18 protein-coding genes are annotated in these 19,379 nt (G+C 66.2%); 10 read left to right on the plus strand and 8 right to left on the minus strand.

Going from position 1 to position 19,379, the window contains the following annotated elements; all coding sequences use genetic code 11:
- Positions 1-3 precede the first annotated feature (3 nt).
- Entirely contained in the window at positions 4-327 is a 324-nt protein-coding gene (locus tag IB261_RS21590) for a hypothetical protein (RefSeq protein ID WP_081520339.1), read from the plus strand.
- A 182-nt stretch (positions 328-509) separates the two neighbouring features.
- Here IB261_RS21590 and IB261_RS21595 read toward each other — a convergent pair whose 3' ends face one another.
- Together IB261_RS21595 and IB261_RS21600 are read right to left on the minus strand one after the other, a co-directional pair.
- Entirely contained in the window at positions 510-1,106 is a 597-nt protein-coding gene (locus tag IB261_RS21595) for a tRNA-uridine aminocarboxypropyltransferase (RefSeq protein WP_192381176.1), read from the minus strand.
- Positions 1,103-1,999: a LysR family transcriptional regulator gene (locus IB261_RS21600; RefSeq protein WP_024765259.1), complete on the minus strand. Its 897-nt coding sequence runs from the start codon at positions 1,997-1,999 to the stop codon at positions 1,103-1,105. The genes IB261_RS21595 and IB261_RS21600 overlap by 4 nt, the downstream gene beginning before the upstream one ends.
- A gap of 289 nt (positions 2,000-2,288) precedes the next feature.
- Here IB261_RS21600 and speB point away from each other — a divergent pair, with 289 nt between their 5' ends.
- From speB to IB261_RS21630, 6 genes are all read left to right on the plus strand, one after another.
- Entirely contained in the window at positions 2,289-3,248 is a 960-nt protein-coding gene (gene speB / locus IB261_RS21605) for an agmatinase (RefSeq protein ID WP_192381175.1), read from the plus strand.
- 16 nt (positions 3,249-3,264) lie between these two features.
- The gene (locus tag IB261_RS21610; protein WP_192224155.1) at positions 3,265-3,675 is read left to right on the plus strand and encodes a YybH family protein; all 411 of its coding nucleotides are present in this window, start codon (positions 3,265-3,267) and stop codon (positions 3,673-3,675) included.
- A gap of 25 nt (positions 3,676-3,700) precedes the next feature.
- Positions 3,701-5,215 carry a purine-cytosine permease family protein gene (locus tag IB261_RS21615; RefSeq protein WP_192381174.1) on the plus strand — a complete coding sequence of 505 codons (1,515 nt, stop codon included), beginning with the start codon at positions 3,701-3,703 and terminating at the stop codon, positions 5,213-5,215.
- Positions 5,216-5,347: 132 nt separating this feature from the next.
- Entirely contained in the window at positions 5,348-6,727 is a 1,380-nt protein-coding gene (locus IB261_RS21620) for a sodium:solute symporter family protein (protein WP_081520334.1), read from the plus strand.
- Positions 6,728-6,817: 90 nt separating this feature from the next.
- Positions 6,818-8,419 carry a 5-guanidino-2-oxopentanoate decarboxylase gene (locus IB261_RS21625; protein ID WP_081520333.1) on the plus strand — a complete coding sequence of 534 codons (1,602 nt, stop codon included), beginning with the start codon at positions 6,818-6,820 and terminating at the stop codon, positions 8,417-8,419.
- 234 nt (positions 8,420-8,653) lie between these two features.
- Complete coding sequence (locus IB261_RS21630; protein ID WP_192381173.1) at positions 8,654-9,379, plus strand: MBL fold metallo-hydrolase; 726 nt, start codon at positions 8,654-8,656, stop codon at positions 9,377-9,379.
- A 75-nt stretch (positions 9,380-9,454) separates the two neighbouring features.
- Here IB261_RS21630 and IB261_RS21635 read toward each other — a convergent pair whose 3' ends face one another.
- The 4 genes from IB261_RS21635 to IB261_RS21650 all read right to left on the minus strand — a co-directional run bounded on the left by IB261_RS21635 (position 9,455) and on the right by IB261_RS21650 (position 13,084).
- Entirely contained in the window at positions 9,455-9,589 is a 135-nt protein-coding gene (locus tag IB261_RS21635) for a PA1414 family protein (RefSeq protein ID WP_263866012.1), read from the minus strand.
- 175 nt (positions 9,590-9,764) lie between these two features.
- On the minus strand, positions 9,765-10,703 hold the full coding sequence (locus IB261_RS21640; protein ID WP_192381172.1) for a DMT family transporter: 939 nt from the start codon (positions 10,701-10,703) through the stop codon (positions 9,765-9,767).
- A 155-nt stretch (positions 10,704-10,858) separates the two neighbouring features.
- Positions 10,859-11,956: an extracellular solute-binding protein gene (locus IB261_RS21645; RefSeq protein ID WP_081520354.1), complete on the minus strand. Its 1,098-nt coding sequence runs from the start codon at positions 11,954-11,956 to the stop codon at positions 10,859-10,861.
- A gap of 87 nt (positions 11,957-12,043) precedes the next feature.
- Complete coding sequence (locus tag IB261_RS21650) at positions 12,044-13,084, minus strand: histone deacetylase family protein (RefSeq protein WP_081520330.1); 1,041 nt, start codon at positions 13,082-13,084, stop codon at positions 12,044-12,046.
- Positions 13,085-13,335: 251 nt separating this feature from the next.
- Here IB261_RS21650 and IB261_RS21655 point away from each other — a divergent pair, with 251 nt between their 5' ends.
- From IB261_RS21655 to IB261_RS21665, 3 genes are all read left to right on the plus strand, one after another.
- Complete coding sequence (locus IB261_RS21655; RefSeq protein WP_192381171.1) at positions 13,336-15,795, plus strand: DUF3772 domain-containing protein; 2,460 nt, start codon at positions 13,336-13,338, stop codon at positions 15,793-15,795.
- Between the two features lie 199 nt (positions 15,796-15,994).
- Positions 15,995-17,041 (plus strand): class I SAM-dependent methyltransferase, encoded by a 1,047-nt coding sequence (locus IB261_RS21660; protein ID WP_192381170.1) that lies wholly within the window; start codon positions 15,995-15,997, stop codon positions 17,039-17,041.
- A 132-nt stretch (positions 17,042-17,173) separates the two neighbouring features.
- The gene (locus tag IB261_RS21665) at positions 17,174-17,743 is read left to right on the plus strand and encodes a hypothetical protein (protein ID WP_192381169.1); all 570 of its coding nucleotides are present in this window, start codon (positions 17,174-17,176) and stop codon (positions 17,741-17,743) included.
- A 75-nt stretch (positions 17,744-17,818) separates the two neighbouring features.
- Here IB261_RS21665 and IB261_RS21670 read toward each other — a convergent pair whose 3' ends face one another.
- Both IB261_RS21670 and IB261_RS21675 read right to left on the minus strand, forming a co-directional pair.
- The gene (locus tag IB261_RS21670; protein WP_081520326.1) at positions 17,819-18,034 is read right to left on the minus strand and encodes a DUF3079 domain-containing protein; all 216 of its coding nucleotides are present in this window, start codon (positions 18,032-18,034) and stop codon (positions 17,819-17,821) included.
- A 105-nt stretch (positions 18,035-18,139) separates the two neighbouring features.
- A complete protein-coding gene (locus IB261_RS21675) occupies positions 18,140-19,159 on the minus strand; it encodes an AraC family transcriptional regulator (RefSeq protein ID WP_151187901.1) in 1,020 nt (339 codons plus the stop codon).
- Positions 19,160-19,379: the final 220 nt, after the last annotated feature.

The following is a 19,379-nucleotide window of genomic DNA, read 5'->3' on the forward strand; positions in this document are numbered from 1 at the left end:
CCCATGTCCCGTCTCACCTCAGTGGCCGACCTCTTCCACGAAGAACCCATCCAGTGGGGCCTGCGCGGCGACCCGTACCTGTGGCGGGAAATGGCCGAGCACCTCACCGCCACGCCCTGGCCCGCCAGCGAGACGGAGCTGACGCAGCTGCTCACGCGGCTTTTCGAGCAACTGGCCGGCATCGGCCTGGGTCATCCCAGCCACGTGCACCTGCCGCGACATGCCCACGGCGGCATGTCCAGCGGGATGGTCAGCAGCACTTTCTGGCGCGAGCGAGCCATTCCCCTGCTGGTGGAGCGCTACCGCACCTTGTCCCCGCAAGCGTAGATATCCACAGGACAATCACGACGTAGGATGGTGTGGAGCGCAGCGATACCCATCGATTCCGCGCGCGGACCGCAGGGCATCCACCGGCCCGGCCAGCGGATCGCGTGCATGGCACGCTCCTGCACGACACCCGACTGTAGGAGCGTGCCATGCACGCGATGGCGGACAAGGTCCGCCATCCGCTATGAGCTACGCGGCCCGTGGTTGCGCAAGAAGGTTTCCTCCCCCATCGCCGCGATCTGCCCTTCGATCAGTGCATCGAACGGACGCAGCAGGCCCGCGTGGGACTGCGGCGCATCCAGCGCATCGAGTGCATGGACTACCGCCTCGATGGTCGACAGCGCACCCTCGGCCGGCGCCTTGCGCAGGCGGTAACGCGAGGTCAGCCCTTCCGGCAGCACGACTCTCGGCAGCGCCGCGAGATTCGGGTTGAGGTGCAGCAGCTTGCGCGCCTTGCGCCAGGTGCCGTCGGGCACCACCAGCAGGCGTGGTTTATCCACAGGCTGCGCGGCCAGCTCGGCCAGCGCCACGGCGGACTCACCGGGAAACAGCAGCCAGGCATCCCAGGCGGACAGGTCGAGGCCACTGAAATCCTCGCCGACCCGCAGCTCTGCATTGGCCAGGCCAAGCGCCGCCATGCGCGCGGTGTTCAACGCATGCCCAACCTCGCTCGGGTGCTGCAGCAGCAGCACGCGGGTGCGGTTGTCCAGGTGCGGGATCAGCGCGCACAGGCAGTGGTTCAGTGGGCGCTCGCAGCGCGGGCAGCGGGCGCGGCTCATGACTGGCTCGGCTGGGTGCGCAGCAGGTCGCGGAAGTTCTGGATCAGTGGCTCGCGGGAGCGGCCACGGCGCAGGATCAGCGAGAACGGAGCCTGGTAGCCAAAGGTCGCCGGCAGCAGCGCGCGCAGGCGCCCCTGCTCCACCCAGGGGTGTGCGTAGTGCTCGGGCAGGTAGCCGATGTAGCCGCCGGAGAGGATCAGGATCAGCTGCGCCTCCATACTCTCCACAGTGCCGGCGCTGTGCTTGAAGCCATGCCGCGCCAGCTCCGCCTGGCTCCAGTAGCCACGGCCGACCATGCGCTGCTGGGTGATCAGCTCGGCGGGGATGCGCCGACCGTCGAACAGCGGGTGGCGGTCGCTGCAGTACAGCCAGTGCTGCTCTCTATATAAAGGCTGGTAGACCAGGCCGTTCATCCGGCTGAAGAACGAGCCGATGGCCAGGTCGAGACGGTTGTCCAGTACCGCCAGTTGCAGCTCGTACGGGCTCTGTACCTGCAGATGCAGGTGCACCGCCGGGTGCAGGCTGCTGAAGGAGCCGATCACATCGGCCAGCGGCAGCGCCGGGTCGCTCACGGTGGAATCCAGCACGCCGAGGTTCAGGGTGCCGCGCAGCTCGCCCTTGAGCGTCGCCGCGTAGCGCTCGAAGCCTTCCAGCTCGCCGAGGATGCGCAGGGTTTCCTGGTGGAACAGCTCGCCCTTGCTGGTCAGCCCGAAGCCGCCCCGGCCGCGGTGGCAGAGCACGATGCCCAGCTGGTTCTCCAGCTGGCTCATGTAGGTGCTGATTGCCGAGGTCGACAGGTTCAGCTCCTGCTGGGCGGCGGCGAAGCCCTGGCTGCGCACCACGCAGGCGAAAATCCGCAGCAGTTTGACGTCGGGCAGTGCGCTCGCGCTCATGAAGACTCCGCAAAACCGCGGCCGGGCCGCTCTAGTTCAGTACTTTCTGTACCTGAAAAACAGATGATAGCAAGCCAGCTATCTATTCAGGAACCGCAGGCCACAAGCCCGGCGGGCCGTCTACTGCGGCAAGGTGGCGCAGTCTAGCGACCGCCATTAGTTTAGAAAACTCTGAAGTGATTATTTGTAGCCAGCGATTTTTTTCACTACCGCCCGTGACCAGAATCGGCCCTGACGTATTCAACAAGCCTGTTTCCACGAAGACAGCGATCAGCCTGAGGCCCTCCCCATGGACAAGAAACTTCACCAGCCCCTGGGCGGTAACGAAATGCCGCGTTTCGGCGGCATCGCCACCATGATGCGCCTGCCGCATATCCAGTCCCCCGAAGAGCTCAACGAGCTGGACGCCGCCTTCGTCGGCGTACCCCTGGACATCGGCACCTCCCTGCGCTCCGGTACTCGTTTCGGGCCGCGCGAAATCCGCGCCGAGTCGGTGATGATCCGTCCGTACAACATGGCCACCGGCGCCGCGCCGTTCGACTCGCTGAACATCGCCGACATCGGTGACGTGGCGATCAACACCTTCAACCTGATGGAAGCGGTGCGCATCATCGAGGAGTCCTACGACAAGATCCTCGACCACGGCATCCTGCCCCTGACCCTGGGCGGCGACCACACCATCACCCTGCCGATCCTGCGTGCCATCCACAAGAAGCACGGCAAGGTCGGCCTGGTTCACATCGACGCCCACGCCGATGTGAACGACCACATGTTCGGCGAGAGGATCGCCCACGGCACCACCTTCCGCCGCGCGGTGGAAGAAGGCCTGCTGGACTGCGACCGCGTGGTGCAGATCGGCCTGCGTGCGCAGGGCTACACCGCCGAAGACTTCAACTGGAGCCGCAAGCAGGGCTTCCGCGTGGTGCAGGCCGAAGAGTGCTGGCACAAGTCGCTGGAACCGCTGATGGCCGAAGTCCGCGAGAAAGTCGGCGGCGGCCCGGTCTACCTGTCCTTCGATATCGACGGCATCGACCCGGCCTGGGCGCCCGGTACCGGCACCCCGGAAATCGGCGGCCTGACCACCATCCAGGCGATCGAGATCGTCCGTGGCTGCCAGGGCCTGGACATCATCGGCTGCGACCTGGTCGAGGTCTCCCCGCCCTACGACACCACCGGCAACACCTCGTTGCTCGGCGCCAACCTGCTGTACGAAATGCTCTGCATCCTCCCGGGCGTAGAGCGCCGCTGAGCGCACGAGCACACACATGAATAACGACGCCTGCGTAGCACAGGTGCTGGAGGCTGCCCGCGTTCTCGTGGCAGCCTTCGCGCGCACCGACACCGAAGCCTACTTCGCCGCCTTCAGCGAAGACGCCAGTTTCATCTTCCACACCTGGCCGCAGCCGCTGCTCTCGCGCGCGGCTTACCGCGAGGTGTGGGAAAGCTGGCTGCGTGACGATGGTTTCGAGGTCCTTGACTGCCTTTCGAGCAACACCTTTGTGAGCCTGCAGGGCGAAGACGTGGCCGTGTTCTGCCACGACGTCGCCACGCGGCTGCGCATCCAGGGAGAGGAAAGCCTGAACCACGAACGGGAGACCATCGTCTTCCGCCGTGATCCGAAACAGGGCCGCTGGCTGGCCACACACGAGCACCTGTCACCGTCTCCGACGCCATAAAGACAGGGCTCCCCGGGAGGAAGTCATGGATAACAAGAACAAAGCACACGCAATCACAACGATCGAGACATTCGGGGTCGAACAGATCCCGGATAGCGAACGCAACGCCACGCCCACCGACCTGTTCCGCATGATCTTCGGTGGCGCCAACACCTTCGCCACCGCCGTGCTCGGCAGCTTCCCGGTGCTCTTCGGGCTGTCGTTCCAGGCCGGCGTCTGGGCCATCGTCCTCGGCGTGCTGGTCGGTTCGATCATCCTCGCGCCCATGGGCCTGTTCGGCCCGCTCAACGGCACCAACAACGCGGTCTCCTCGGGCGCCCACTTCGGCGTGCACGGGCGGATCGTCGGCTCGTTCCTGTCGCTGCTCACCGCCGTGGCCTTCTTCTCCCTCTCCGTATGGAGCTCGGGCGATGCGCTGATCGGCGGCGCCAAGCGCCTGTTCGACCTGCCGGAAACCGACCTGACCCTGGGCCTGGCCTACGGCCTGTTCGCCGTGCTGGTGCTGATCGTCTGCATCTACGGCTTCCGCTTCATGCTGATGGTCAACAAGATCGCCGTGTGGGCCGCGAGCCTGCTGTTCCTGCTCGGCCTGTTCGCCTTCTCCGGCCCGTTCGACGCTGGCTACGCCGGCACCGTGCAGATGGGCAGCGAAGGTTTCTGGGCCGCCTTCATCGGCGCCGCCCTGCTGGCCATGAGCAACCCGGTATCCTTCGGCGCGTTCCTCGGTGACTGGGCCCGTTACATCCCGCGCCAGACTTCGCAGAAGCGCATCATGCTGGCGGTGATCTGCGCCCAGCTGGCGACCCTGATCCCGTTCCTGTTCGGCCTGGCCACCGCCACCATCGTTGCGGTCAACGCGCCGGACTACATCGCGCAGAACAACTATGTCGGCGGCCTGCTGGCCGTTTCGCCGAGCTGGTTCTTCCTGCCGGTGTGCCTGATCGCGGTGATCGGCGGCATGTCCACCGGCACCACCTCGCTGTATGGCACCGGCCTGGACATGTCCAGCGTGTTCCCGCGCCTGCTCAACCGCGTGCAGGCCACTCTGCTGATCGGCCTGCTGTCCATCGCCTTCATCTTCATCGGTCGCTTCGCCGCGAACCTGGTGCAGAGCGTGTCCACCTTCGCCGTGCTGATCATCACCTGTACCAGCCCCTGGATGGTGATCATGATCCTCGGCCTGGTGATCCGCCGTGGCTTCTACCACGCCGATGACCTGCAGGTGTTCACCCGTGGCCAGGAAGGCGGCGCCTACTGGTTCCACAACGGCTGGAACTGGCGTGGCATGGGTGCGTGGATCCCGAGCGCGGTCATGGGCCTGTGCTTCGTCAACCTGCCGGGCCAGTTCGTCGGCCCGCTGGGCAACCTGGCCGGCGGTATCGACATCAGCCTGCCGGTGACCCTCGGCATGGCCGCCCTGCTCTACGTCGCCCTGCTGCGCACCTTCCCCGAACCCGCTGGCGTCTATGGCCCAAAGGGCCCGCGCTGGGTCGGCAGCCATGACCGCCCGGTCCGCAGCATCAGCGAGCCGACGGCCTGATCCAGGCTTCGTGGCCTGACGCGAAACGCTCTACCTGAAAGCCCCCATCGGACCGGTTGCCGCCGGTCCGATGCCCTACCGCACGCCACAAGCGCGCGGCAACAATGACAATGCAAGTGTGAGGAGCCGACCATGGCGTTAGATCTGATCGTCGTACTGATATATGCCGCTGGCATGTTGTGGCTGGGCTGGTACGGCATGCGCCGCGCCAAGACCCACGAAGACTACCTCGTGGCCGGCCGCAACCTCGGCCCGGCGTTCTACATGGGCACCATGGCCGCTACCGTACTGGGCGGCGCCTCCACCGTGGGCACCGTGCGCCTGGGCTACGTCCATGGCATCTCCGGCTTCTGGCTGTGCGCCGCCCTGGGCGCCGGCATCATCGCGCTGAACCTGTTCCTCGCCAAGCCGCTGCTCAAGCTGCGCATCTTCACCGTCACCCAGGTCCTGGAGCGTCGCTACAACCCGATGGCTCGCCAGGCGTCGGCGGTGATCATGTTCGCCTACGCACTGATGATCGGCGTGGTCTCCACCCTGGCCATCGGCACCGTGATGCAGGTCCTGTTCGGCCTGCCGTTCTGGGTGTCCGTGCTGCTCGGCGGCGGCGTCGTGGTGATCTACTCCACCATCGGCGGCATGTGGTCGCTGACCCTCACCGACATCGTGCAGTTCATCATCAAGACCGTCGGCCTGATGTTCATCCTGCTGCCGATCTGCCTGTACCGCGTGGGCGGTTGGGACGAGCTGGTGGCCAAGCTGCCGGCGACCGCCTTCAGCTTCCACACCATCGGCTACGACACGATCATCACCTACTTCCTGATCTACTTCTTCGGCATCCTGATCGGCCAGGACATCTGGCAGCGCGTGTTCACCGCCCGCGACGACAAGGTCACCAAGTACGCCGGCACCGCCGCTGGCGTGTACTGCGTGATCTACGGCCTGGTCGGCGCGCTGATCGGCATGTGCGCCAAGGTCCTGCTGCCTGACCTGGACAACGTCAACAACGCCTTCGCCGCCATCGTCAGCGCCGCCCTGCCGGACGGCATCCGTGGCCTGGTGATCGCCGCAGCCCTGGCCGCGATGATGTCCACCGCCAGCGCCGGCCTGCTCGCCGCTTCCACCACCATCACCGAAGACCTGCTGCCGATCTTCACCGGCCAGCGTTCCACCCGCCTGAGCCTGAACCGCATCTGCACCCTGCTCACCGGTATCGTGGTACTGGGCATCGCCCTGGTGGTGAACGACGTGCTCAACGCCCTGACCCTGGCGTACAACCTGCTGGTGGGCGGCATGCTGATCCCGCTGATCGGTGCGATCTACTGGAAGCGCGCCACCACCGCCGGCGCCATCACCAGCATGGCCCTGGGCTTCATCACCGCCCTGGTGTTCATGTTCAAGGATGGCCTCGACGCCAACACCCCGATCTACTACAGCCTGGCCATCGGCCTGGTCAGCTTCATCGTCGTCAGCCTGCTGTCGCCCCGCCCGGCGCCGGTAGCCGACGCGGCCTGATAAGCACTTGCGCTAGGCAAGAGGGCGCGGCGAGCTGATCTCCGCGCCCTTTTGCATGATGACCTCACCCACGAATAGTAAGGAACTGCCATGACCACCTGCGGCGAATTCCTCGTCAAGCAACTCGAAGCCTGGGGCGTCGATACCGTCTTCGGTATCCCCGGCGTCCACACCGTCGAGCTGTACCGCGGCCTGCCCCATAGCGGCATCCGCCACATCACCCCGCGCCACGAACAGGGCGCCGGCTTCATGGCCGACGGCTACGCACGCGTCACCGGCAAGCCGGGCACCTGCTTCATCATCACCGGCCCGGGCATGACCAACATCCTCACCGCCATGGGCCAGGCCTACGCCGACTCCATCCCCATGCTGGTGATCTCGAGCGTCAACGAGCGCGCGCGCCTGGCCCACGGCAACGGCTACCTGCACGAGCTGCCGAACCAGCGCGCCATGGTTGCCGGCGTCAGCGCCTTCAGCCACACCCTGATGAGCGTCGACGAGCTGCCCGCCGTGCTGGCCCGCGCCTTCGCCGTATTCGACAGCGAGCGCCCGCGCCCGGTACACATCGAGCTGCCGCTGGACATCATCACCGCCCCGGCCGACCACATGCAGGTGCTGCCGCGTGTGCAACTGGCGCGCCCCGCTCCGGCACGCTCGCCGCTGCACGAGGCCGCCGCCAAACTGGCCAAGGCGCAGAAGCCGCTGCTGCTGCTCGGTGGCGGCTGCGTCGCCGCCCAGGCCGAAGCCCGCGCGCTGGCTATAGCCCTGGACGCGCCGACCGCGCAGACCATCAACGCCAAGGGCCTGCTGCAGCCGGACCACCCGCTGCTGATCGGCAGCAACCAGTCGCTGATTCCGGTCCGTGAACTGGCGCTGGAGGCCGACGTGGTGCTGGCCATCGGCACCGAGCTGGGCGAGACCGACTACGACGTGGTGTTCGACGGCAACTTCAAGATCGGCGGCGAGCTGATCCGCATCGACATCGACCCGCAGCAGCTGATGCGCAACTTCGCGCCGCAGATCGCCATCCAGGCCGACGCCCGCACCGCCATGCGCGCCCTGCTGGAACTGCTGCCGGCCCGCGAGGCCGACACCGCCAGCCCCGGCGCCCAGCGCGCGGCCAAGGTGCGCGCGCAACTGGCCGAGGACTTCAGCGGCTGGGCACACTACCGCACCCTGTTCGACAAGATCCTCGAAGTGCTGCCCGACGCGCGCTTCGTCGGCGACTCGACCCAGACCGTCTACAGCGGCAACCACCTGGTGGAACTGGACGGCGGCCGCCGCTGGTTCAACGCCTCCACCGGCTACGGCACCCTGGGCTACGGCCTGCCGGCCGCCATCGGCGCCAAGCTCGGCGAGCCGGGCCGCCCGGTGATCAGCCTGATGGGCGACGGTGGCCTGCAGTTCACCATGACCGAACTGGCCAGCGCCGTGGAAGCGAAGGTGGGCATCGTTGTGCTGCTGTGGAACAACCACGGCTACGGCGAGATCAAGCGCTACATGGAACGCCGCGACATCACCCCGCTGGGCGTGGACATCTACACCCCGGACTTCCTCGCCATCGCCAGGGGCTTCGGCTGCGCCGCCGAGCGCGCCCGCGACCACGACCACCTGCAGGAGCTGCTGCGCACCGCGCCGAGCGATCGCCCGCTGATCGTGGAAGTGATGGAAGCGGCGCCCTTCGCGCCCTGAGCGTAAGTCCACGCAGGCGGGGCGGGTTATCCACAACCCGCCCCGCCGCCCTGCCCTCTCCCAGAGGGAGCGGGAAACGCGCGGAGCCGGGTGTCTGGCGCAGCTACCGGCGCCGGCCACTCCCCCCCAGGTTCCGAACGGTTCCCTCTCCCTCTGGGAGAGGTTAGGGTGAATGCACAGTCACCCGCGATCCGCGCGCTGGACGCGTCGCGCATCCCACCCGGAATCCGACTCATGAAGATCGTCACCCGTGACCGCTGGTTCGAGGTCCGTCACTGCTACGACGGCGTCAGCCTGATCCACGAGCCTTACGTCCGCCCCTTCTATCGCTGCAACATGTGGCACATCCAGGGACGCGAGCGCGACGTGCTGGTGGACAGTGGCTCCGGCCTGGTCAGCCTGCGCGAACAACTGCCCTGGCTCACCGACCGCCCGCTGCTGGCCGTGGCCAGCCACACCCACTTCGACCACATCGCCGGCCACCACGAGTTCGACGAGCGCCTGGTGCACCCGGCCGAAGCGGACATCCTGGCCAGCCCCGACGGCGAACGCACCCTGGCCACCGCCTTCGTCGACGACGAGATGTTCGACGCGCACCCGGACTGCCCGCTGTGCTACGCCGAATACCGCGTCAAGGCCGCACCGGCGACCCGCACCATCGATGAAGGCGACGTGCTCGACCTTGGTGACCGTACCCTGCAGGTGCTGCACACCCCCGGCCATTCGCCGGGCGGCATCAGCCTGTGGGAGGAGAAGACGCAGACGCTGTTCTCCGGCGACATCATCTACGACGGCCCGCTCATCGAGGACGCCTACCACTCCAACCTCGACGACTACGCCGCGAGCCTGGCGCGCCTGCGCGAGCTGCCGGTGCGTACCGTGCATGGCGGGCACTTCGACAGCTTCTCCGGGGAGCGGCTGAAGGTGATGATCGACGACTGGTTCAACGCCCACAAATAACGGGCGATCCGTGAAGAGCCAAAACAAAAAACCCGCCAGCTGGCGGGTTTTCCTTTTGCGATGGGCAGGGCGCGATCAGTAGCGCCGGCGCTGCTCCATCAGGCGACGTTGCTCGTCGCGGCGGACAGGGATGGGTTGCAGACGTGGAGGCTCGATCAGGCCGAGCGCGACACCGAGTTTCCACGCAATGCTTTGCAGCCAGACTTTCATGGAATGCCTCCTTGTACGAATTCAGGTCGGGCGGCCCGTTACCACCATGGGCCGCCCTAGGAAGAATAGCCCGGCGTCCCACTCTCCGCCCGTGCCACTCACTCCTTGCAACAAAGACTATCGTCTTCCCCCGCCGCAGCGCCTGACCTGAATCAAGAGCACGACATTTCCCAACTCAGCGGCGAAGCATCCGGCGAATCCACTGCTCGCTGCTTACCAGCGTGATGCCCGCCAGTACCAGCACGGCGCCCGCGATGAAATTCAGGGTCAGCGGCTCGCCAAGAATCAGCACGCCGAAAGCGATACCGAACATCGGCGTCATGAAGGAAAACACTGCCAGGTTCGACGCCAGGTAGCGGCGCAGCAGCCAGAACCAGGTGAAGTAGCTGAAGAACGAAACCACCAGCCCCTGGAACAGCACACTACCCACGCCGATGGCGGTGAAGCTGACGTCATGGGTATTGCCCAGCGCCAGTGCGGCGAAGGGCAGCAGCAGTGCGGCTATCAGCAACTGGTAGAACAGCGTCAGGATCGGTTTGGCCTCGGACAGCCGCGTGGTGCGCACCGCCACCGTGGTCATGCCCCAGGCGAACCCGGCAAGTACGCCGAAGGCATCGCCCAGCAGCATGCGGCTGTCCAGGTTGGCGAAGTCGAAGCCACCGCCGAAGCACATCGCGATGCCGCCGAAGCACACGCCGATCCCCAGCCACTGCAGCGGCCGCAGACGCTCGCTGGGCAGCAGGAAATGCAGCGCCAGCGCCGAGAAGATCGGCGCCGTGTAGATGAACACCGCCATGTGCGAGGCCGACGTATAGACCAGCCCCTGGGCGATGAAGAAGAACTCGGCGGCGAACAGCACCCCGGCCAGCAGCCCACCCTTGAGCGTGCCCTGGCGCAGGAAGCCGTCCCAGCCGCCGCGCCAGCACATGATCAGGCCCACCGCCACGGCAGCCACCAGGTTGCGCCCGAAGGCCTGCATGATCGGCGCGATGTCCGGCGCGGCCAGTTTCACCATCACTGCCTGGATACCCCAGATCACGCACAGGCCGGTCATGACCTGGATGGCGAAGGCGTCGGCGCCCTTGCGTTCGACGATATTGGCTTGGGAGTTCATGGCAAGGCTCGGCAGCAAGAGGCACGGCAATTGAAGAAAAGCGGGAAGCCAAAAGGACGATCGGCGGACTTCCTCGAAGAAAGTCCGCCGATCATGCCAGTTCGCGCCAGCCGGCCGCCAACGGAAATCCGCTGTTCAGGAAGCTGAAGGCGACATTATTTCCCGGATTTCACCTGGGTCCAGGTGCGGGTGCGGATGCGCTCCAGTTTCGGCGGCAGCATTTCCACCGAGAACAGCTTGGCCTGCACGTCCGCCGGCGGGTAGACGTTGGGGTTGTCGTGCAGCTCCCTGGAGATCAGCCCGTCCGCCGCCTGATTGGGGTTGGCGTAGGCCACGTAATCGGAGATCGGCGCGACCACTTCCGGGCGCAGCAGGTAGTTGAGGAAGGCATGGGCCTGCTCGACGTTCTTCGAATCCTTCGGAATCGCCAGCACGTCGAACCAGGCGGCGGCGCCTTCCTTGGGAATGCGGTACTCGATGTGGATGCCGTTGCCGGCTTCCTTGGCGCGGTTGGCCGCCTGCATCGCGCCGCCGGACCAGGCCAGGGCCACGCAGACGTCGCCGTTGGCGAGGTCAGTGACGAACTTCGAGGAACTGAAGTAGGTGATGTTCGGGCGCAGCTTCGCCAGCAGTGCCTCGGCCTTCTTGTAGTCGTCCGGGTTGTGGCTGTTGGGCGACAGGCCCAGGTAATGCAGGACCTGCGGGATCACCTCGGTGGGCGAGTCGAGGAAGGCCACGCCACAGGATTTCAGCTTGGCGAGGTTTTCCGGCTTGAACACCAGGTCCCAGGAGTCCAGCGGCGCGTTGTCGCCAAGCACGGCCTTGACCTTGTCGACGTTGTAGGCGATGCCGTTGGTGCCCCACATGTAGGGCATCACGTACTGGTTGCCCGGGTCCTTGCTCTCCAGCACCTTGAGCAGTGCGGGATTGAGGTTCTTCCAGTTCGGCAGCTTGCTCTTGTCCAGCGGCTGGAACACGCCGGCCTTGAGGTAGTTGGGGAGGAAGCTGTCGCTGGGCACGACCACGTCATAGCCCGAGTGCCCGGAAAGCAGCTTGGCTTCCAGCACTTCGTTGCTGTCGTAGACGTCGTATTGCGGCTTGATGCCGGTCTCGCCCTGGAAACCCTTGAGGGTGTCCGGACCGATGTAGTCGAACCAGTTGTAGATGCGCACTTCCGGTGCAGCGCTGGCGGCGCTGGCCGTGACGAGGGTGGCGGCGGCGAGCAGGCCGCGCAGCGCGGTATTCTTGTTCATGTCCTTCCCCAGCTGGATGCGCTCGCGCAAAAGGTTGCGAGCAATGAAAAGCAAACGGGCGGATTCTCATCCGCCCGATTCGTCTTATCAGCGTGCAGCGCCTTCGTAGCCCTGCAGCACGTTCACCGCGTTGACGCCGATGGCCTCCACCGCGTAACCGCCTTCCATGATGAACAGGGTCGGAATACCCAGTGCGGCGATGCGTTCGCCCATCTTCAGGTAGTCCGGGCTGTCCAGCTTGAACTCGGAAATCGGGTCGTCCTTATACGTATCCACGCCCAGCGATACAACCACCGCGTCAGGCGCGTAGTCCGCGATCTTCCGGCAAGCGTCTTCCAGCGCGGCGAACCAGCCGTCCCAGCCGGTGCCATGGGGCAGCGGGTAGTTGTGGTTGTAGCCCTCGCCGGCGCCTTCGCCGTGCTCGTTGGCGTGACCGAGGAAGTACGGGTACTCCACCAGCGGGTCGCCGTGGATCGAGGCGAACAGCACGTCGTTGCGGCGGTAGAAGATGTCCTGGGTGCCGTTGCCGTGGTGGTAGTCCACGTCGAGGATGGCCACGCGCTTGGCGCCCTGGTCGAGGAACGCCTGGCTGACGATGGCGGCGTTGTTCAGGAAGCAGTAGCCGCCCATGAAGTCGCTGCCGGCGTGGTGGCCCGGCGGACGGCACAGGGCGAAGGCGGTGCTGGCGCCCTGGCGCATGTGGTCCTGGGCGGTCAGCGCGACCTGGGCCGAGCTGTACACGGCCTGCCAGGTGCCGGCGGTGATCGGTGCCTCGGTGTCGAAGCTGTAGTGGCCCACTTCGCCCATCAGCGCAGTCGGGATCGGACCGTCGCGCAGCAGGCGGCGCCCCGGGAAGGTGGTGGAGACCAGGTCGCCGGTGTGGCCTTCGGCCGCCCAGCGGGCCCAGGCGCCCTTGAGGAATTCGACGTAGCGGGTGTTGTGCGCGCGCAGGATCGGCTCCATGCCGAAGTCCTTGGGCTCGATGATTTCGCCCAGGTTCTGCGACTTCACGCGGGCCAGCACGGTGTCCGCGCGGCTGGGCATCTCGAAGCAGGGCTGGAGTTTGCCGTCGACCAGTTCGGACTGGCCGAAATGCAGGCGGTGATCATCGCTGTACACGGTAAGCATGGGAGTACCCTCTGAAGGATTCTTGTTGTCCGGTGACGGAATTCTGCCCAGCGACCGTCTCGCGCAGAACAGCGGAAGCGGCCAAAAGGGGATCGATGTGGCCAGAATTTATGACCCTTAACCATCTGCATGCGTTGATTATCCGCTTTGGCCCGGCAAAGACCCACCGCAGCGGCGCTATGCTCAGGGAATTGTCCGGGGGCTGAACCGGTCGAACATCATCAAGCGTTTTGACCACAGGATGGGGGAAGATGCGGGAAACCTTCGTACGCGCCTGCAGCCGTGCGCTGCTGATGCTGACCTTGTTGCTGGCGGGCGTTGGCGCCGTGCTGGCAGACGAGCCGACCGATGTCCAGGCCGGCGATTCCATCCAGCTGCCGGAGCTGCCCGAGGATGCTGGCGTCGAGCAGTTGGGCGCTCGCCTCGAACTGATCCGCCAGCGCGTCTCCGCCGACAGCGACGATGGCCTGCTGTCGAACCTGCGGCAGTCCGCTCTGGCCGTTCAGGCCCGCGCGGAGCAGAACGCCACCGATATCGGCACCGCGCTGTCGCGCACCGAAGACCAGCTCAAGGTGCTCGGCCCGGTCACGCCCAACGAGGCCGAAAGCCTGACCCGGCAGCGCAACGACCTGACGGATGCCCAGAAGGACCTGCAGAAACAGCTGGAGCGCGCCAACCAGTTGGACAAGAACGCCCAGGACCTCGCCGCGCAGATCGTCAACCTGCGCCGCAGCCAGTTCAACTCGCAGATCGCCACGCGCTACCCGCCGCCGCTGAGCCCCAGCTTCTGGTCGAACCTGATCCGCCCCACCGACGACGACCTGACGCGCCTGCAATCCATGCGCGCGCAGATCGGCGACGCCTTCGCCACGGTCTGGCGGCCCGAGCACCGCTCCCCCTTCATCGCCAGCCTGCTCGTCGCCCTGCTGCTGTGGATTCCCGGCCGGCGCCTGCTGGAGCAGTTGCTGACCAAGGCGATGATCCGCTGGATTCCGGTGGGCCGCCTGCGCCGCAGCGCCCTGGCGGTGGCGGTCGGCCTGGCCACCATCCTCACCCTCGGTGGCGGCGCCACGGTGATCCACGAAGGCATGAACTGGCACGGCCAGCTCAGCGGCAACATGGACAACCTTGGCAACCAGATGCTCTCGCTGGTGATCTTCTGCACCTTCACCGCCGGCCTGGGCCGCGCGCTGCTGGCCGTGCAGAGGCCGTCCTGGCGACTGCCCGACCTGCCCGACGCAGTGGCCACCGCCCTTTCGCCCTTCCCCTGGCTGATGGCCTGGATGCTGCTGGTGCTGGGCACGCTGGATCGCATCAACAGCTCCAGCGGCGCCAGCCTCGCGTTGACCGTGGCGGTCAACGGCCTCACCGCCCTGGCGACGGCCCTGCTCTACGGCAGCGCGCTGTATCGCTATCGCGTTGCGCGCCGCGAAGCCGAAGGCCACGAAACCTCGCCGCTGGCCGGCATCCTGGTGTTCGCAATGCTGGTCACGGTGCTGCTGATCGTGCTGGCACTGGCCACCGGCTATCTGTCACTGGCGTACTTTTTTGCCGGCAAGCTGCTCTGGGCCAGCGTGGTGTGCGCCACCGGCTACCTGCTGACGAGCCTGTTCGTCGACCTTTGCGAGGTACTGCTGTCGCCGCGCCAGCCGATCGGCGAGCGGCTGGCGGAAAACCTCGGCGTCGATCCGCGCCACCAGGCGCAATTCGCCACCCTGCTGACCGGCGCGGGGCGCACGTTGCTGGTGCTGTCCACCCTGCTGATCGCCTTCTCCACCTCCGGCACCAGCCCCGGCGAACTGCTCCAGGGCCTGGTGCAACTGGTGGAAAGCGGCCAGTCACTGGGGCGCCTGAACATCGTCCCGCAGGACATCCTGCTGGCCCTCGGCACCCTGGCCGCCGGCCTATTCGGCCTGCGCCTGCTCAAGCGCTGGCTGGCCGACGAGCTGCTGCCGGAAACGCGCATGGACGCAGGCATGCGCGCCTCGCTGGTGACACTGGTGGGCTACATCGGCATGGTCATCCTGGTGTTGCTGGTGCTCTCGGCGCTGCGCATCAACCTCACCAGCCTGACCTGGGTGGTCAGCGCCCTGTCGGTGGGTATCGGTTTCGGCCTGCAGGCCATCGTGCAGAACTTCATCTCCGGCCTGATCCTGCTCACCGAGCGCCCGGTGAAGGTCGGCGACTGGGTCAGCCTGACCGGTGGCGTGGAGGGCGACATCCGGCGGATCAACGTGCGCGCCACGGAAATCCAGATGTCCGACCAGTCCACGGTGATCGTGCCGAATTCCCAGTTCATCTCGCAGAACGTGCGCAACGTGACCATGGGCAGCGCGCTGGGCGTGGTCGGCATCAACCTCACCCTGCCGCTGGATACCGACGTGCAGAAGGTCCGCGAACTGATGCTCAAGGCCTACAGCGAACACGAGAACATCGTCGAGACGCCGGCCCCTTCAGTGACTTTCAAGGACCTGAGCGCCACCGGCCTGACCCTGGCTGCCTCGGGCAACGTCAGCAGCCCGCGAGCGGTGTACTCGACCAAGAGCGACCTGCTGTTCACCATTTTCAGCGGCCTGCGCGAGGCCGGCATCAGCCTGAGCACACCGCAGAACCTGATCCTGCAGCGGCCGCAACTGGCGCGCCCGGAGCCTGCCGACGAAGCGGCAACACCGCAAGTCGGCGACGATACCGGGCCGAATCCGCCGCCGTAGAATGAAGGGGTTACGCCGGCGGGGCAGCCGCCTCGCCGGCCTTTGCGCAACAGTCCCGCGCGGGAGCCGTCGTTGCGCCTGCAGCGTCCCGTGCCCGCCGTTGGCCGGCGCCCGTCGCGGCATCCGGCACCGCCGCCTGCCGCCTTCCTTCCTCGGTTGCCGCCGGGCCTCCCCGCGGCTACGCACGGGAGATCGCGCGATGGACGAAGCCAGACTCAACGAATTCATGGGCAAACTGGTCACCGACATGGGTGGCGCGGCGATGCTCGCCAACCTCATCCTGGGCGAGGAACTGGGCCTCTACAAAGCCATGGCCGACGGCCAGTGGCTGAGCCCGGCACAACTGGCCGAACGCAGCGGCTGCAATGCCCGCCTGCTGCGCGAATGGCTCAGCGCCCATGCCGCCTCCGGCTACATGGAGCACCAGGACGGCAACTTCCGCCTGCCCGAGGAACAGGCCATGGCGCTGGCCATCGAGGACTCGCCGGTGTACGTCGCCGGTGGTGCCTCCGTGGTTGCGGCGCTCTACCACGACAAGGACAAGCTGGTCGCCGCCATGCGCGGGGACGGCGGCCTGGCCTGGGGCGATCACCACCCCTGCATGTTCTCCGGCACCGAGAAGTTTTTCCGTCCCGGCTACCGCGCGCACCTTGTTGCAGAGTGGCTGCCGGCCCTGGACGAAGTGGTCGGCAAGCTCGAAGGCGGCGCGCGGGTGGCCGACGTCGGTTGCGGCCACGGCGCCTCCACCATCGTCATGGCGCAGTCCTTCCCGGCGTCGACTTTCGTCGGCTTCGACTACCACCAGCCTTCCATCGACGTGGCCAACCAGCGCGCCGGGCAGGCCAAAGTCGCCGAACGCACCAGTTTCCAGCGCGCCAGCGCCAAGGATTACCCCGGCAACGACTACGACCTGATCTGCTTCTTCGACTGCCTGCACGACATGGGTGACCCGGTGGGCGCCGCGCAGCACGCACGCCAGGCGCTGAAGGCGGACGGCACGGTGCTGCTGGTGGAACCCTTCGCCAATGACCACCTGGATGACAACCAGAACCCGGTCGGCCGGCTGTTCTATGCCGCCTCGACCTTCATCTGCACACCCAATTCGCTGTCCCAGGAAGTCGGGCTGGGGCTGGGTGCTCAGGCCGGCGAAGCACGCCTGCGCAAGGTGTTCGAGGAAGCCGGTTTCAGCCGCTTCCGCCGCGCGGCGCAAACGCCGTTCAACCTGATCCTCGAAGCCCGCCCGTAACACCTCCCCGATCAGCTACAGCGCCCGGAATACGGGCGCTGTAGCACGGAAACAATTCGTCATTTTGCCGTCATCAATCCGTTATGTGGCCCGTTGAAACTCGCAGGCTTTCAACCCAGGGAAGCCCCCAAGATGTTCAATAAAAAGACTGCCAACAAAGCTGCATCTCTCGCCCTGCTCGTCGCCGCCCTCGCCGGCTGCGCCGCTCAGGCTCCGGTCGCCAGCAAGGAAGCCACCCCCAACAACGACGACTGGTACCTGGTCCGCACCGACGAGACCCTCTACCTGTTCGATGACGCCACCGTCTACCGGGACTACATCGTGACCGGCAAGACCACCTACACCAAGGAAATCGGCGAGAAGGACAAGTTCGGCCAGAACGTCGTGCTGGTCGTGCGTGCCGAAGACAAGGACAAGGACGCGAAGAAGATCGCCTCCTACCAGTTCTACAAGCAGAGCCTGCCGCCGGCGGCCGGCTTCTACGGCGAAATTCGCCAGGAAGGCGTGATCTACGTGGCCCAGCGCTACGGCGACATGGTCGACATGAACGGCCTGGGTGAACCGATCTTCCGCCACACCGAAATCGCCAGCGGCCCCAACGGCGAGCGTGTGGTCTACCTGATGCAGAAGGAAGAGAAGAAGCCGGTCAGCCTGATCGCCCGCTTCCAGAAGATCTACGGCATCACTCCCGCCAAGGGCTGATGACGCGAAAGCGCGCGCTCCGGGGAGGGAGTGCGCGCTTTCTTCATTCCGGCGCCGCAACGGCGCGGGAGCGCGCTAGCTGGCGGGCTCCAGCTGCACAGTGGGAATCGTGTTGGGCGCTTCTATGCCCCAGTCACCGAACTGGTACCAGTCATCGCCGAGCATCTCGGCCGGGTGCATGGTGCGATCCGCGCCGTTGCCGCAGGCCAGGTTGGTCGCCGGGCAATAGCGGTCGCAGCCCCAGCAGATGCGCTCGGGATGTGGAGGATTGAGCGGGAATTTCTTGGCCATGATCAGGCCCTCGAGGGTTTCCTTGTGGGATCCCTGAAGGCTATGCCTGTCTGACCGAGCTGATCCTTGATCTGCGACAATTTCGAGCGGAATTCATGCGCATCTTTATGCACGGAAGTGGCTAGGCGGCTGGCCGCTCCAGCGCTGGAAGGCGTGGCGCAGGCTGGCGGTCTCGCTGAAGCCCAGCTCCTCGGCGATGCGGTAGATCGGCATGTCGCCGTCCTGCAGCAGTTCCTTGGCGCGGGCGAAGCGCAGTTCGTCGAGCAATTGCTGGTAGCTGGTCTGCTGCTGTTGCAGGTGGCGACGCAGGCTGCGCGAGGAGCAGTTCAGGCGGCGCGCCAGTTCTTCCAGGCCCGGCGGTTCCTGCAGGCGTTCGCCGAGGATCGCGCGGACCTTGTCGAGCCAGGCGCGGCGCGCCGCCAGGTCGATGTTCTGCCGGCGGCACTGTTCGAGCATCTCGCGGTGGGTCACTGCGTCGGCCAGCGGCAGGCGCATGTTCAGCCAGCTTGCCGGGAAGCCGATGGCGCTGCGCGCGCAATCAAATTCCAGCTGGCAGCCGAACAGCGTGGCGTAGGCCGCGCGGCGATCGGCCGGGCCGGCGTAATCGAATTCAGCGCGCACCAGCGGCAACGGCTGGCCAAGCAGGTCGGCGCAGGCCACCTTCAGCGAGCCCAGGCACAGCTCGGTGTTGAACGGGCGCAGCTCTTCTTCTTCGCCGTAGCCGGTGGCGACCAACCAGGCCATGTCGCCGTCCACTTCCAGCGCGAGGTGGAAGTAGGTGCCCAGCAGCACCGGGTAGCTCAGGCCGATGCGCAATGCTTCGCCCAGGGTCGGCGCGGAGATCAGCGCATACCCCAGCAGACCGTAGGCGGTGATCCGCGTGCGCACGCCCAGGCGCAGGCCAAGGGCCGGCTCGCCAGCGAGGCTCTGCACATTGCCAAAGACCTGCTGCTCCTGCCAGGGGCTGACCAGCCGGCGCAGGTCGAGCAGGTCATCGCCGGTGATGCCGCTGCCCTCGAGGATGGACTCGCGGCTGTGCCCCTCGGACTCCATCAGCGCGACGGTCAGCGAGGTCATGTGCAGGGAGTTGAGCCAGGTGGAGCGGGAGAAGGTCAGAGGATTCATTCGATGCCCATCGTAGACGCTACGGCGCGCCAGCGGATGTTACCGTGGCCGGCGCAGGTCAGGGTGAGGCAAGTTGCGTGCCGGCCACCCAGCGTGGCCGTATCGATCCCCACGGGGCGGGGTTTCGACGCCGGGCGGGACAATTCCCGCCCGACTGCAGGGTTACCTTTGCGGACACCGGGACGGTGCGGGTGCACCGTCCTGGCGCTCAAACGTGGAG

The organism is Pseudomonas sp. PDM20, assembly GCF_014852575.3.
Taxonomy (GTDB): domain Bacteria; phylum Pseudomonadota; class Gammaproteobacteria; order Pseudomonadales; family Pseudomonadaceae; genus Pseudomonas.

Bases quoted from the DNA above. Each gene is read 5' to 3' on its own strand.
- IB261_RS21620 (WP_081520334.1), top strand. From the start codon at position 5,348: ATGGCGTTAGATCTGATCGTCGTACTGATATATGCCGCTGGCATGTTG.
- IB261_RS21590 (WP_081520339.1), top strand. From the start codon at position 4: ATGTCCCGTCTCACCTCAGTGGCCGACCTCTTCCACGAAGAACCCATC.
- IB261_RS21635 (WP_263866012.1), bottom strand. From the start codon at position 9,589: ATGAAAGTCTGGCTGCAAAGCATTGCGTGGAAACTCGGTGTCGCGCTC.
- IB261_RS21595 (WP_192381176.1), bottom strand. From the start codon at position 1,106: ATGAGCCGCGCCCGCTGCCCGCGCTGCGAGCGCCCACTGAACCACTGC.
- IB261_RS21645 (WP_081520354.1), bottom strand. From the start codon at position 11,956: ATGAACAAGAATACCGCGCTGCGCGGCCTGCTCGCCGCCGCCACCCTC.
- IB261_RS21600 (WP_024765259.1), bottom strand. From the start codon at position 1,999: ATGAGCGCGAGCGCACTGCCCGACGTCAAACTGCTGCGGATTTTCGCC.
- IB261_RS21640 (WP_192381172.1), bottom strand. From the start codon at position 10,703: ATGAACTCCCAAGCCAATATCGTCGAACGCAAGGGCGCCGACGCCTTC.
- IB261_RS21630 (WP_192381173.1), top strand. From the start codon at position 8,654: ATGAAGATCGTCACCCGTGACCGCTGGTTCGAGGTCCGTCACTGCTAC.
- IB261_RS21625 (WP_081520333.1), top strand. From the start codon at position 6,818: ATGACCACCTGCGGCGAATTCCTCGTCAAGCAACTCGAAGCCTGGGGC.
- IB261_RS21670 (WP_081520326.1), bottom strand. From the start codon at position 18,034: ATGGCCAAGAAATTCCCGCTCAATCCTCCACATCCCGAGCGCATCTGC.
- IB261_RS21650 (WP_081520330.1), bottom strand. From the start codon at position 13,084: ATGCTTACCGTGTACAGCGATGATCACCGCCTGCATTTCGGCCAGTCC.
- IB261_RS21615 (WP_192381174.1), top strand. From the start codon at position 3,701: ATGGATAACAAGAACAAAGCACACGCAATCACAACGATCGAGACATTC.
- IB261_RS21655 (WP_192381171.1), top strand. From the start codon at position 13,336: ATGCGGGAAACCTTCGTACGCGCCTGCAGCCGTGCGCTGCTGATGCTG.
- IB261_RS21660 (WP_192381170.1), top strand. From the start codon at position 15,995: ATGGACGAAGCCAGACTCAACGAATTCATGGGCAAACTGGTCACCGAC.
- IB261_RS21675 (WP_151187901.1), bottom strand. From the start codon at position 19,159: ATGAATCCTCTGACCTTCTCCCGCTCCACCTGGCTCAACTCCCTGCAC.
- IB261_RS21665 (WP_192381169.1), top strand. From the start codon at position 17,174: ATGTTCAATAAAAAGACTGCCAACAAAGCTGCATCTCTCGCCCTGCTC.
- IB261_RS21610 (WP_192224155.1), top strand. From the start codon at position 3,265: ATGAATAACGACGCCTGCGTAGCACAGGTGCTGGAGGCTGCCCGCGTT.
- speB (WP_192381175.1), top strand. From the start codon at position 2,289: ATGGACAAGAAACTTCACCAGCCCCTGGGCGGTAACGAAATGCCGCGT.